Source organism: Nitrosomonas sp. TNE100 (genome assembly GCF_055387135.1).
Map to the genome: position 1 here is coordinate 1,308,243 of NZ_AP040997.1, position 13,668 is coordinate 1,321,910.

Sequence of the window (13,668 nt, forward strand, 5' to 3'; positions counted from 1 at the left end):
TTTACCCTGAATCGCCCCGGGCATTGGCGATTTGGCCCATTTCGGGTATCAAAAGGCCTTGATTTCTGTCTCTCTGAAGTAGACCAATCGCTTCAGGTTGTAGTAGACCGCCATCATCGTCATCGCAAAGTTGGATGGAATACACCCAATACTTCCAGCACAATAAAAAGGGAGCTTTGCTTTGCCTGAAGGCCAGGGTCAGTTTACAAACGGTTTCATGGTTATCCATGGCAATCAGCCCGAGCTTTTGCGGCAGTTGCTGGTGCACTGGTTCAAGGCACATTCGCTAGATCCACTGGAAGATGAAATCATTCTTGTGCAAAGCAACGGGATTGCTCAATGGCTCAAGCTCGCGCTGGCAGCAAATACAACAGATACTCCCGGCAGTGGTTGTGGTATTGCGGCAGCACTCGATATGCTGCTGCCCGCCCGCTTTATCTGGCGGGTTTATCGGGCCGTGCTGGGGCCTGATGCTGTGCCGGACATCTCCCCATTTGATAAACCGCTGCTCATCTGGCGCTTGATGCGTCTCCTGCCAGACGTTATCCCCCTTCCGGGTTATGAACCCTTGGCACGTTTTCTGGAACAGGACAGTGATCTTCGCAAGCGCTACCAGCTGGCTGAAAAAATTGCCGACCTTTTCGATCAGTACCAGGTCTATCGTGCCGATTGGCTCGCCGCCTGGGCCAGAGGGGAACATGTACTGTACAACACTCACCATATTGCTCGCCCGCTCGATGCGACTCACTGCTGGCAGGCTATGCTGTGGCGCGCTTTGCTTGAAGACGTGGGAGTCGCCAGCCAGAGCAGCCGGGCAGTTGTGCATCAGCGTTTTCTGGATGCCGCCAAGAAACTGAAAAACCGGCCTGACGGGCTGCCTCGCCGTGTTTCTGTATTTGGTCTGTCTTCACTGCCGCGTCAGTCGCTGGAAGTATTACTGGCCATCTCGCCTGTCACGCAGATTCTTTTGTGCGTCCACAATCCCTGCGAGCATTATTGGGCCAATCTTCTCTCTGAAAAAGACCACGCCCGGCGAACCTCAAACCGGCATGCTCATAAAAACAATACACCTGCAACTATCACGGAAGATGCTTTGCATCTGTATGCCCATCCATTACTAGCTGCGTGGGGAAAGCAGGGCCGTGATTACATTGCCCTGCTGGATGAGCTGGATGAACCTGATGCCTACCGCGCCCGATTTGAACAAGTCGGCGAGCGGATTGATCTGTTTCAGAGCCATGGAGAATCAACGCTGCTGAACCAGTTGCAGGACGATATCCGCCTGCTGCGAACGGTGGATGAATCACGCGATACCTGGCCGGCAATCGATCCTGCCAGCGATCGCTCAATTCGCTTTCATCGCGCGCACAGCGTACAGCGCGAGGTTGAAATTCTGCATGATCAACTGCTGGCAGCATTCAATGCAGATGCAACACTGCGGCCGCGTGATGTTATCGTGATGGTGCCTGATGTAAATGCCTATGCACCCTATATTGAAGCAGTTTTTGGACAAGTTGAGCATTCTGATGCGCGTTATATTCCATTTTCAATGGCTGATCTCACGCAACGCCAGCAAGCGCCACTTATATTTGCCCTGGAATTTTTGCTGGATGTGCCAGAATCACGCTTGACTGTCAGTGACCTGCTCGATCTGCTTAACGTTCCAGCTGTCAGACAGTGTTTCGGGATCGGCATTAATGATTTGCCACGCCTGCATCAATGGATCAGACAAACCAACATCCGCTGGGGGTTGAGTGCCCGCCATCGCGCGAAATTTATTCAGGAAAGTCTTGAGCAAAATACATGGGCGCAAGGGCTCAAGCGTATGTTATTGGGCTATGCCGTCGGCTGTGATCCCACCGGACGCGAAGATTACAGTTGGCGTGACATTGAACCCTATGGTGAGGTTTCAGGGCTGGAAGCCGCGCTGACTGGCTCCTTGTCCCGGTTGCTGATCCAACTTGAAACACTTACCGAAACCTTTGCGGAGCCTGCCACACCTGCCATTTGGGGCCAGCGGTTGCAATTCCTGCTTCAGGGCTTTTTCAAGAGCGAGACAGCAGAAGACACAGCCCTGCTTTTGCAGTTGCAAACCAGCTTGCATGCCTGGCTTGAAGCTTGTACAGCCGCCAGTTTTACCGAAATGATCCCGCTGGCTGTTATCCGTGAACACTGGCTGGCCCAGATTGATCAGCCTAACCTGGCGCAACGCTTCATGGCCGGCGAACTGACCTTTGCAACCTTGATGCCAATGCGTGCTATTCCGTTCCGGATGGTCTGCCTGCTCGGCATGAATGATGGTGAATTTCCCCGTACCCACCCACCCGTCGATTTTGATCTGATGGCACGGGATATACGCCCGGGCGATCGTTCCCGCCGGGAAGATGATCGTTATCTGTTTCTGGAAGCGCTGCTCTCCGCTCGGGAGAAACTGCATATCAGCTGGGTGGGCAAAAGCATACTGGATAATTCCGATCTACCGCCATCCGTACTGGTCAGCCAGTTGCGGGATCACATCGCAGCCTGCTGGCAATTGGCGGATTCCCCGGACAACGATCTGCTGGCTGCCCTGACGGTTGAACACAAGTTGCAAGCTTTCAGCCAGGATTATTTTGGCAAGGATCCGGCCACCTCAGCGTTGTTCACCTATGCGCGCGAATGGGAGCGCAAACTTATCAGTCCAGCGACTCCAGCTGCTACGGAGCCTCCTTTGTCATTGCCTGTTTTCAATAGCCCTGTCTCGCTCGGACAGCTGATCGCCTTTTTGAAAGATCCCGTCAAAACCTTCTGCCGTGAACGGCTGGGTATTTATTACGAAATGGATGACCTGACCAGCGAAGATCACGAGCCTTTCATTCTGGATGGACTGGAACAGTGGTCACTCCAGGATCAATTGATTCAGGCTCGACTAGATGCTGTCAATCATGAAAATGACGAAACAGCCGCAGTGGAACAACAACTGGATCGCGCCCGGCGACGAGGTGAGCTGCCGCTTGGCGGAATGGCGGATTTGCTGAAAGCAACCCTGGCCGATCCTTTGGACAAAATGTTTAAGTGTTATCGCGAAGCGATTGCCAGTTGGCCATTTCCGCTGGAAGACCAGGCATTTGAGTATCCATACGTCACCACTAATGGTCTGGCAATCACTGTGCAGGGGTGCATCACACAGCGCTACTGTATGCATGATGCAAGCAACACGAGCAATACAAGTAATGGTGATAAATACTGCCGGATCGAACTGAGTTCCAGCGATTTGCTGAAAAATAACAAATGCCGTCATGACAAACTGCTTGCTGCCTGGATATTCCACCTGGCCGCACATCTCGATGGCCAGCCGATCACAACACGGATCATTGGCAAAAATGATCCGGTACAAATTAATCCACTGACGCCGGATCTCGCCAGGCAGTACTTCAACATGATTATTGAAGCCTACGTTAACGGCTTGTGTACGCCACTGCCACTGGCGCCCAAAACCGGTTTTGCCTGGCTGGAAAAAGAAGGAACACCTTTTAACGGCTCTCTTGCGGCATGTAAGCAAAAGGCTGTTGGCACTGCCCGCAGCCAATATGAAGATGGCTACCAGCGTACTGGTGAAGCCAGTCAGAGCACCTATCTGCAGCGATTTTATCCAGCCTTTGCACAACTGTGGTCAAACGGCCGCTTTACGCAGCTTTGTGATGATCTGTACGCGCCGTTGATGCACCATGCCGGCACACTTGAGGTAAATGCCAAAAATCCGGAATAAGGGCCAGTACACACCATGAGCCAGAACATCACACCACTTGATCTCTTTACCCTCCCTTTGACCGGGAGCCATCTGATCGAAGCCAGCGCCGGTACTGGCAAAACTTTCACTATCGCCATGCTCTATGTTCGCCTGATCCTGGGACATCAGGGGGAATTTGCCTTTTCCGGTGGCGCATTGACACCCCCAGAAATTCTGGTGGTAACTTTTACGGAGGCCGCCACCAAGGAACTACGCGATCGGATTCGCGCACGTCTGATAGAAGCCGCCCGCCTCTTTCGAGCTGACCCGATAAATGCGCAATCACTGAACGATACTGATCCGCTGCAGCAGTTGCTCTTCGAATACTCACCTGCCGAATGGGCTGCCTGCGCCCGCAAACTGGAACTGGCAGCTGAATGGATGGATGAGGCAGCCATCTCGACCATTCATGGCTGGTGCAACCGGATGCTGCGGGAACATGCCTTTGATAGCCAAAGTCTCTTTACCCAGGAGCTAGAAACTGATCAAACAGAATTACGGGCAGAAGTGGTACGGGACTATTGGCGGATTTTTTGCTACCCGCTTACCCTGGAAGAGATTGTCCGGATTAATGGTTATTGGAAAAGCCCTACCGAACTGGAAAAGGCTGTCACCCCCCTGCTCGATTATGTGAATCAATTGCCTGATTTATCTGCTACGGATCCATCGGCCATTATCAGTGTCAGCCAGGAAAACAAACAGAATCTACTGACCAAGCTCAAACAACCTTGGGCACTCTGGGCAGATGAATTACAGGTGCTGTTTGATGCTGCTGAGGCAGCCGGCCAGATTGATGGGCGCAAACTGCGTGCTGACTGGTACACCAATTGGTTGAATAAGCTGAGAGATTGGGCCAATGATCCCGCCATGGATAGCGTAGACATTGGTAAGGGTTGGGAGCGTTTGACGCCGGAAGGGATCACGAAAGCATGGAAAAAAGGTACCTCCCCCCATCATCCCGCATTCGATGCAATTCCTGTGCTAAAGGAAGCACTTGATAACCTGCCCGATCCCAGGATTGAACTGCTAAGCCATGCCGCCCGCTGGATTGCCGAAAAATTTGACACCATTCGGAAACACCGCGCCCAGATCGGTTTCAATGATCTGCTGACCGGCCTTGAAACCGCCCTCACCGGCCTTTATGGCGAGCGGCTGGCTCAAGTCATTCGCCAGCAATTTCCGGTTGCGCTCATTGATGAATTTCAGGATACCGATCCTGTTCAGTACCGGATTTTTGAACATATTTATGAGATTTCCGGCAATCGAAATGATTGTGCGCTCATCCTGATCGGTGATCCCAAGCAGGCAATCTACGCTTTCCGGGGAGCAGATATTCATACCTATCTCAAGGCCCGGAGAGCAGTTGAGGGACGACTCTACACGCTGAATACAAATTTCCGCTCAACCCAAGCGATGGTTGATGCTGTCAATCATTGCTTTGCATCTGTTGAAAACCAGGCGGATTCTCGCGGCGCATTCCTGTTCAGAACCGGAGATGGTAACCCCGTGCCTTTCCTGGAAGTTCAAGCCAATGGCCGCAGGGATACATTCCAGATTGAGGGAAAGACATTGCCCGCCATGCTGCTGGCTGTTTCAGCCCAACAGATGGAACTCTCAAACACCGATTACATTGAGCAGATGTCTGCCCTCTGTGCAACCCGGATCGTTGACTGGTTGAACGACGGGAAATCTGCAAAGGCCGGGTTTGCCGGCCAGGACATGCCTTTCCGGGCAGTCAGGCCAGGGGATATAGCCATTCTGGTCAATAACGGAAATGAAGCCACCAACATCCGCCAGGCTTTGCTGCAACGGGGCGTCCGTTCAGTGTATTTGTCCGATAAGGACACGGTTTATGCCACCTGTCAGGCAACCGAAATCCATCGCTGGCTAGCCGCCTGTGCTGAACCTGACAACGATCGCCTGCTACGCGCGGCGCTGTCCACCACATCGCTGGGCCTCACACTAGCAGAGCTTGATGCTCTCAATACGGATGAAGCGGCGTGGGAAGCCCGGGTGATTCAATTCAAGGGCTATCGCGAGTTATGGCAAAAGCAGGGAGTGCTCCCGATGCTGCGCCGCATCCTGATTGATTTTAAATGCGGCGATCGCCTGCTTGCGCTCAAGGAGAATCTCAACGGCCAGAGCGGAGAACGCATCCTGACTGACCTGCTTCATCTGGCAGAAATATTACAGCAGGCAAGCTTTACGCTGGAGGGTGAACATGCGTTGATCCGTTTTCTGGCCGAGCAAATTGCTGCCCCCGAGGGGGAAACAGATAGCAAAAAACTTCGTCTGGAAAGCGATAGCGATCTGGTGAAAGTTGTCACCATTCATAAATCAAAGGGGCTTGAATATCCGCTGGTTTTCTTACCGTTCATCTGCACAACCCGGCCTATCAAAAATAGTGATATCCCGCTCAAATGGCACGACGATCAGGGCACATTAAAAATTTCCCTTGCTGCTCACCCCGAAATCATGGCACGTGCCGATCTGGAACGCCTCCGTGAAGACGTACGCAAGCTTTATGTGGCATTGACGCGTGCCTGCTATCTGACCTGGATGGGTTTGGCACCCATCAAGAACAAGTCAAGCGCGGTTGGTCATTTGTTCAGATTGAAAGCTACCCCGGCTGAACAATATCTTGACGCTCTCCAGTCTTTTGTACAGGAACACCCTGATTTCTGCATGACGGACAAACCGGACAACAATCTTGGGCAATATGTTGCAGAAACCCGATCTGCCCCGCCGGGTGAGGCTTGCCGCCCGCTGCGGGTGGTGAGAGAAAACTGGCGCATCAGCAGTTATTCGGCGCTTCGGGTTGATGGTAATGTTCCATCCACGCGAATAGCTCAGGAAGATACACCGCAGGCAGAAAATCTCCTGGAAGAGCAACTCGAACGCTCATTCATCTCACTACAGCCTGTTTCAGAACAACCGGCAAGCGTGACCATTCATCATTTTTTCAAAGGAGCTGAAGCGGGCATCTTTCTGCATGAACTGATGGAATGGGTCGCCAACACCGGCTTTACTATTGTATCGAGTGATGAAACCGACTTGCGTGACACCATTGAGCGTCGTTGCAAGATGCGCCACTGGGAAACCTGGGTTGCACCACTTGTTGACTGGGTCAAGCGCATGCTGTCCACATCCCTGCCGTTTGGCTCAATTGGAATTTGCCTCAATACGCTGACTGTTGTTAAAGCCGAAATGGAATTCTGGGCTGGAGCCAGCAACGTCGATCTGACTCTGCTGGATGCCGCCGTGATCGAACAGACACTGGCAAGTCGCCCGCGTCCGCATCTGACGCAGAGTGAGTTAAACGGAATGCTCAAGGGTTTTATCGATCTGGTTTTTCAATATGATGGGCGCTATTACGTTGCGGATTACAAGTCAAACTGGCTCGGTGCCACAGATCAGGATTACACTGTGGCTGCCATGGACGAGGTGATTCGTGCCAACCGTTACGATCTGCAATACGTCATTTATCTGTTTGCCTTGCATCGGCTCCTTAAATCCCGTCTGCCCGATTACAATTACGAACAACATGTGGGCGGTGCCGCTTGCCTCTTCGTGCGCGGGATTGATGCACCCACAGCCGGTGTCCATTTTGAACGCCCCCCGGGAACGTTAATGGACACGCTGGATGAGCTATTTGCCGGGAAGACAGAAGGTAGCGCATGAGCACTCCAGCAACAAACCCGCAGGAAATACTGGCTCTGCTGGAAAGCTGGGTTACCCGTGGCTGGCTGCGCGAGCTGGATCTTGCCTTGGTACGTTTTTTAAAAACTGAAGTTCCTGCTATGGATCCGGTATTGATGCTGGCAACCGCTCTGGTCAGTCACCAACTGGGACGAGGTCATGTTTGTCTGGATCTGGACAATATCTTAAGCGATCCTTGTACGGCGTTGTCGTTGCCCTCTGGCCAGAATGAACCCTCTGCCAGAAAAGAAATTCAGCATATCAGCGTTCTTCTGGCGGACTGGAAAACATCCGGCTGGTTTATGCAACCACAAACGGAACTGATCAGTAAGGGTGAGAGGAATACGCCGCTGGTGCTTGCTGGCCCTCGTCTGTATCTGCGCCGCTACTGGCGTTATGAACGTCAGGTGGAAGCTGCTATCTACCAGCGGCTGACCAGTAGTCAGCAGATTGTCAGCCAGTTGCCTGAAATTGAGTTCAAAGACAAACTGAATACACTTTTTCCACCCAGCGGTACCACGTATACACAAACAGACTGGCAAAAAATCGCTTGTGCACTTGCTGCCCGCAGTGCATTCAGTATCATCACCGGCGGGCCAGGAACCGGAAAAACGACCACTGTAGTTCATCTGCTGGCACTGCTGCAATCGATTGCGCTCATCCAGCATCCGGAATGCCCCCTTAAAATCTGCCTGGCCGCCCCTACTGGCAAGGCAGCAGCACGCCTCAAGGAATCCATTACCGGCGCCATCGACAAGCTGCCCGCTTTTATTCAGGACGATACCACGCTGAAAACGAGCATCCCAAGCAACGTGACAACCCTGCACCGTTTGCTGGGCTCGCGTCCGGATTCCCGGCTGTTCCGGCATGATGCACGCCACCCGTTGCCACTGGATGTACTGGTGATTGATGAGGGCTCCATGATTGATCTGGAAATGATGGCAGCCGTACTCCTTGCCTTGCCCCCTCACGCTCGCCTGGTTATCCTGGGAGACAAGGATCAACTGGCTTCTGTTGAAGCAGGTTCTGTGCTGGGTGCCTTGTGCCACCGGGCTCAGCAAGGGCATTTCCAGCCTGAAACTGCCCAATGGGTTGAAACGGCCGCCGGAGAAAAGATTGATCCCGTTCTGCTGGATACAAACGGCTTGCCACTTGACCAGCATATTGTGATGTTGCGGACAAACTGGCGATTTGATGCTGCCAGCGGCATCGGGCAACTGGCCCGTGCAGTCAATACTGCTGATTCGGAAACCATTCGCACAATCTGGACGCAAGGCTATGATGACTTGTTCCGTCATAATTTACCTGATCTCGAAGATAGCCGCCTGGCAACCATCCTGCTCGGCCAATCTGGAGAAAAAGATACACCGCAAGGAATTGCGGGTTATCTGGGCATCATTAAAGCAGAGCGGCCACCACTGGATGCAGAAAAAGTTGCATTTGATGCCTGGGCGCATCAGGTGTTGCAATCGCACGGCCGTTTTCAGTTGCTGTGTGCGCTCAGAAATGGCCCATTTGGGGTCAGCGGCATGAATCAGCATATTGAAGCACTGCTGGCCAGACACCAGTTGATTAAACCTGGCAGCATCTGGTATGAAGGGCGCCCGGTACTGGTCACCCGCAATGATTATGCGCTTGGTTTGATGAACGGGGACATCGGGATAGCGCTCAGCTATCCCACGCCTAACAGGACAACCGGAAAACTGGAATGGGGTATACGGGTTGCCTTTGCCAGAGGAAATGGCAGCGGTGGTATTCACTGGGTGCTGCCCAGTCGTCTCTTGTCAATCGAAACTGTTTTTGCACTGACTGTTCACAAATCACAAGGCTCGGAATTTGAGCATTGTGCCCTACTGCTACCACCCGAACTGAATCCCGTTCTGACACGAGAGTTGATCTATACCGGCATCACCCGGGGAAAACGCTGGTTATCCATCATTTGTACCGGAAACAGCAATATTATTGATCAAGCCGTTTCCAGAACGGTCCAGCGCTCCGGCGGATTGTTTGCCGGATCATCCTGATCAGGAGCGGCTGGTACGCTAACTCAATAAAAACTGTTTCAACACTTTGATCATATATTCGTGATCCTGCACGCCCGCGCTCTCCCGGATGCTGTGCATGGCCCACATCGGGCAACCGATATCAATACTGCGTATACCCAGTTTGGCTGAAGTCATCGGCCCGATTGTGCTGCCACAAGGTAAATCTGAGCGATGTGAATAGCGCTGATAAGGTACATCCGCTGCTTCACACCAGTGAATGAAATGAGCGGCAGAAATACTTTCTGAGCTATAGCGGTGATTGGCATTGAATTTGATTACCGGCCCCTGGTTCACGGATACCTTGTGATCTGCATCATAAGCCGAGGGAAAGTTGGGGTGATAGGCATGTGCCATATCTGCACTAATGAGAAAACTCTGCGCTAGTGCACGCGCAGCATCTTCGTGATCTGGAGAAGTGGCCAGGCTGATCCGCTGTAACAAATCTGTCAAGAAACTGCCGCCCGCACCAATATGGCTTTCACTGCCAATTTCTTCATGATCAAAAAATGCGCAAACAAGCGTATTTGCGGCATGGTTAAGCGCAGTATCATCCAGCATTGCCTGTAATCCGGCATGACAGGACGCCAGATTATCAATCTGGCTATTGGTATAAAACTCCTGGTTTGCCCCCCAGAATGCCCCTTTCTGTGTATCGTAAACAGCCAAATCCCAGGACAGGATTTGTGAAGCACCAATTCCTGTCATCTGTTCCAGCAGCGCCAAAAAACAGGATTGCGGCAGTTGATCGTTGGTCAATTGCGCAAGGAATGGCAACAATTCATTCTGTTTGTGCAGCTTCAATCCTTCTTCATTGACGCCCCGGTTCATGTGAATTGCCAGGTTCGGTATGCGCAGCAAAGGATGATCAATACGCACTAATTTATGTGCAAGATGTCCCTGCCCGTAGGAATAACTGACGCGCCCGGCCAGGCTTAGATCACGATCAGCAAAAGTGGCGAGAATGGGGCCGCCATAAACTTCAACCCCCAACCGGACAATACCATCACTGGCAGTTGCGGCATTGGGTCTGATTCGCAATCCGGGAGAATCGGTATGTGCGCCGATAATTCTGAATCCGGATTCTGCCGGTGGTGTCTGTCCCGGTACGAATAATATAATTGAGGAATCATCTCGCACCACATAGTAGCGCCTGCCCGGATGTAACTGCCATCTGGCTGTTTCATCAAGCCGGATGAATTGAAATTTTTCGATCTCTGCTTCGATCGAAGCAACGGCATGCCATGGGCTTGGACTTTTGTCGATAAAATCCAGCAGATTCTGCACATACGTTTGAGCTGTCATGATCTCTGTTTTTAAAGGGAAGTTATAAAATTACAATATGTTGTTGGCTTGCACCTGAAACAATGTCCGGGTTCAGGCGCGAATCGAAGCTGACAAAACGGCAATGATGGCGTACAGCGAGCCCCAGCAAATAACTGTCAATAATTTGCCAATGACCAAGCATTTGTTGCCAGTTTACTTGTTCTGCATCCAGCAGACTGTAATCATCTGCTACAAATGCATGGGTTGGATGCGCTATAGCCTGTGCTAATCGGCTGGCCACAGCAGCCAGCGACAATGCTTCCGGATAGGCCGGCTGAGTCATGATGCGCAGACACCCGTTTTGGGTGAGCGGACAAGAAGCCCAACCGTGGATGATCTCCTGCTCCAGCCATTGACTGGCACGAACATGATGGACATGGCCCGCATCAAGCAGGGCAATCAACACGTTGACGTCAAGCAAAGCGCGCATCAAATACCTTCTTCATCACGCAGGCGATTAATAAGTTCGTTGCTGACAATTACGCCACGCGATGGAAATGGCCGAAAACCGGTTACAGAAGAGGCATCGTCAGGAGAAGATACTTCGGCAACATGGCCAGCCAGAGCCTGGCGCACAAGACGTGATATAACTTTGCCAACGCTTACATTTTCCGTACGGGCAATTTCCTTTGCGGCGGCAAGAACATCGTTCTCAATATCTATCGTGGTACGCACAATAAACTCCTTTGACTGATGTATACGCATCATGATGTTATCACACCATGCGATCATGCCACCCAATCTTGGGAGTGCAGGCTGTTATTTGCTTCTTTCGAAGTGCAGTATGACGCTGAGTCCCCCAACAGGATGGTTTTCAATCAATAATTCACCGCCATATACCTGCATGATGTCGCGTACTATGGCCAAGCCAATACCGTGGCCAGAGGTGGATTGGTCGGCACGCGCACCACGTTCCAGAATGCGGGCGATTTCATGCGGTGGGATACCGGGGCCGTCATCCCTGATTTGAATTTCCACTTGATTTCCCTGATAACCGGCAGATAAATGAATGCTGTAACGGCACCACTTGAATGCATTGTCGATCAAGTTCCCAAGCAGTTCCATCAGATCGCCTTCGTCAATGCGCAGACGGATGCTGTTATCAATGTTCACTGTAATATCCGGATGCTTGTGGCGATAGGCTTTGGTCACCGTGTTGATGATTCTGTCGATCATCGGGCGTAACAAGATCAACCCCATGCCTGGTGAGCTGCCGGCAGTCGCGGCACGGCGTAATTGATACTGGATGGTGTTATCCATGCGGTCGATTTGCTCTTGAATTGTTTTGTGCCGGATGACCTCCTCGTCCTCACCATGAATCGCGCCTTGCAGTATAGCAAGTGGTGTTTTCAGACTGTGCGCCAGATCAGCAAGACCGTTGCGATAGCGCTTCTGCTGCTTGTGTTCATGGGTAATCAGGGAATTAATGCTGTCAGTCAGTAGTTTAAGCTCTCTGGGATAGATACCCTTGAGGCTTTCCTGTCGACCGGATTCAATTGCGGCAAGCTCCACGGAAACTTTGCGTAATGGCAGCAGCCCCCAGCGTAATACCAGCATTTGTGCAGCGAGCAGAACTACCGCCATGACACCCAACCAACCCCATAGATCTTCACGATAACGTTCTATCTGGGCATCAAGCAGCGTGGTATCGGTTATGACGTTGAAAGTCAGCGGGTAACCGCCAGAGGAGGTTTCCCAAGCGATGCCGTAGCGATAGATAAAGTGTGGTTCGTCATTGAGCAGGATCTGCTCAAATATTTTTTCTCCCTGTCCCAGTGGGGCAATAGCCGGAATAGATTTATTCAATGACGAGATGGAACGCCAAATGATCGTGTTGGCAGGGCCGATGATGAAGGCATAAGTATGCGAGTTGACGTGTTCAAATTCCACATCCAGCTGATTGACAGGCACATCCAGTTCGCCGTCTTCCACTTCGGCATCACCCATCAGCATTAACAGTTTTGCAAATAGGCGATCCTTCACCCCTATGCGTGCACTGTCGTAGAAAGCGCGATCCAATGTAAACGTAATGCCGCCAATAAAAACCAGTAATACCAGCGTTGCACTGAGCAGGACACGCTGATTGAGCGACATCATGCCGATTTATTACATTCCAGTATGAAACGGTAGCCACGCCCACGCATGGTTTCAATTGGCTTTAATGTACCAGCGGGATCAAGTTTGCGCCGCAACCTGCCAATCATGACCTCAAGCACATTGCTGTCTCGATCTTCGTCATGTGGATAAAGGGCGTCTGCAAGTATTTGTTTAGAAAGCACTTCACCACGATGACGCACCAGTTCTTCCAGCAAGCGGTATTCAAATGAGGTTAATTCGATATTTACACCATTGATGGAAACCTGTTGTGCTGTCATATCCACCGCGATAGGGCCGCATTCCAGCAAGGTCTGCGGGATGCCGTTGGCACGGCGCAATAATGCTTTGACCCGGGCTTGCAGTTCTTCCATTTGAAATGGCTTGGTCAGGTAATCATCCGCACCCATTTCCAGGCCGCGCACCTTGTCTTGCCAACTGCTGCGCGCGGTCAGAATCAAAATTGGCAGGAGACTGCCCCGCTGTCGCAGTGCCTTGATTACATCCAGACCGGATTTACCGGACAGGCCAATATCGATAATGGCGGCATTCAAACGGTATTCCGTAGCGAGAAACAACCCTTCTTCGCCATTGTTGCAAGTATCAACCATGTAACCTGCTGCTTCCAGTTGCTGACGAATCTGGTTTTGCAAAAGGAATTCATCTTCGATAACCAGAATGCGCATTCAAGCCTCTTGTCTCACAGGGTGACAATAAAATGCGTTGAATTGAATCATG

Annotated in this window: 8 protein-coding genes; 3 read left to right on the top strand and 5 right to left on the bottom strand. The window is 51.7% G+C overall.

Annotated features, from left to right (window positions below; all coding sequences use genetic code 11):
• Positions 1-181: 181 nt before the first annotated feature.
• The 3 genes from recC to recD are packed head-to-tail and all read left to right on the top strand — an operon-like array spanning position 182 to position 9,492.
• Positions 182-3,748 carry an exodeoxyribonuclease V subunit gamma gene (gene recC, locus ACZ5EJ_RS06300; RefSeq protein ID WP_464556766.1) on the top strand — a complete coding sequence of 1,189 codons (3,567 nt, stop codon included), beginning with the start codon at positions 182-184 and terminating at the stop codon, positions 3,746-3,748.
• A 15-nt stretch (positions 3,749-3,763) separates the two neighbouring features.
• Complete coding sequence (recB, locus tag ACZ5EJ_RS06305) at positions 3,764-7,450, top strand: exodeoxyribonuclease V subunit beta (RefSeq protein WP_464556767.1); 3,687 nt, start codon at positions 3,764-3,766, stop codon at positions 7,448-7,450.
• A complete protein-coding gene (recD, locus tag ACZ5EJ_RS06310; protein ID WP_464556769.1) occupies positions 7,447-9,492 on the top strand; it encodes an exodeoxyribonuclease V subunit alpha in 2,046 nt (681 codons plus the stop codon). Before recB ends, recD begins: the two co-directional genes overlap by 4 nt.
• A gap of 18 nt (positions 9,493-9,510) precedes the next feature.
• Here recD and ACZ5EJ_RS06315 read toward each other — a convergent pair whose 3' ends face one another.
• The 5 genes from ACZ5EJ_RS06315 to ACZ5EJ_RS06335 all read right to left on the bottom strand — a co-directional run bounded on the left by ACZ5EJ_RS06315 (position 9,511) and on the right by ACZ5EJ_RS06335 (position 13,616).
• The gene (locus ACZ5EJ_RS06315; RefSeq protein WP_464556771.1) at positions 9,511-10,815 is read right to left on the bottom strand and encodes a M18 family aminopeptidase; all 1,305 of its coding nucleotides are present in this window, start codon (positions 10,813-10,815) and stop codon (positions 9,511-9,513) included.
• A 22-nt stretch (positions 10,816-10,837) separates the two neighbouring features.
• A complete protein-coding gene (locus ACZ5EJ_RS06320; RefSeq protein WP_011634415.1) occupies positions 10,838-11,266 on the bottom strand; it encodes a TA system VapC family ribonuclease toxin in 429 nt (142 codons plus the stop codon).
• Complete coding sequence (locus ACZ5EJ_RS06325) at positions 11,266-11,511, bottom strand: hypothetical protein (RefSeq protein ID WP_041353760.1); 246 nt, start codon at positions 11,509-11,511, stop codon at positions 11,266-11,268. The genes ACZ5EJ_RS06320 and ACZ5EJ_RS06325 overlap by 1 nt, the downstream gene beginning before the upstream one ends.
• Before the next feature lie 84 nt (positions 11,512-11,595).
• Complete coding sequence (locus tag ACZ5EJ_RS06330; protein WP_011634417.1) at positions 11,596-12,933, bottom strand: ATP-binding protein; 1,338 nt, start codon at positions 12,931-12,933, stop codon at positions 11,596-11,598.
• Positions 12,930-13,616 carry a response regulator transcription factor gene (locus tag ACZ5EJ_RS06335; protein ID WP_464556773.1) on the bottom strand — a complete coding sequence of 229 codons (687 nt, stop codon included), beginning with the start codon at positions 13,614-13,616 and terminating at the stop codon, positions 12,930-12,932. Before ACZ5EJ_RS06335 ends, ACZ5EJ_RS06330 begins: the two co-directional genes overlap by 4 nt.
• Positions 13,617-13,668 lie beyond the last annotated feature (52 nt).

What these genes read in the sequence shown, in the direction of transcription:
- ACZ5EJ_RS06315 (WP_464556771.1), bottom strand. Translation starts at nt 10,815, where the DNA reads ATGACAGCTCAAACGTATGTGCAGAATCTGCTGGATTTTATCGACAAA.
- ACZ5EJ_RS06335 (WP_464556773.1), bottom strand. Translation starts at nt 13,616, where the DNA reads ATGCGCATTCTGGTTATCGAAGATGAATTCCTTTTGCAAAACCAGATT.
- ACZ5EJ_RS06330 (WP_011634417.1), bottom strand. Translation starts at nt 12,933, where the DNA reads ATGATGTCGCTCAATCAGCGTGTCCTGCTCAGTGCAACGCTGGTATTA.
- recB (WP_464556767.1), top strand. Translation starts at nt 3,764, where the DNA reads ATGAGCCAGAACATCACACCACTTGATCTCTTTACCCTCCCTTTGACC.
- recD (WP_464556769.1), top strand. Translation starts at nt 7,447, where the DNA reads ATGAGCACTCCAGCAACAAACCCGCAGGAAATACTGGCTCTGCTGGAA.
- ACZ5EJ_RS06320 (WP_011634415.1), bottom strand. Translation starts at nt 11,266, where the DNA reads ATGCGCGCTTTGCTTGACGTCAACGTGTTGATTGCCCTGCTTGATGCG.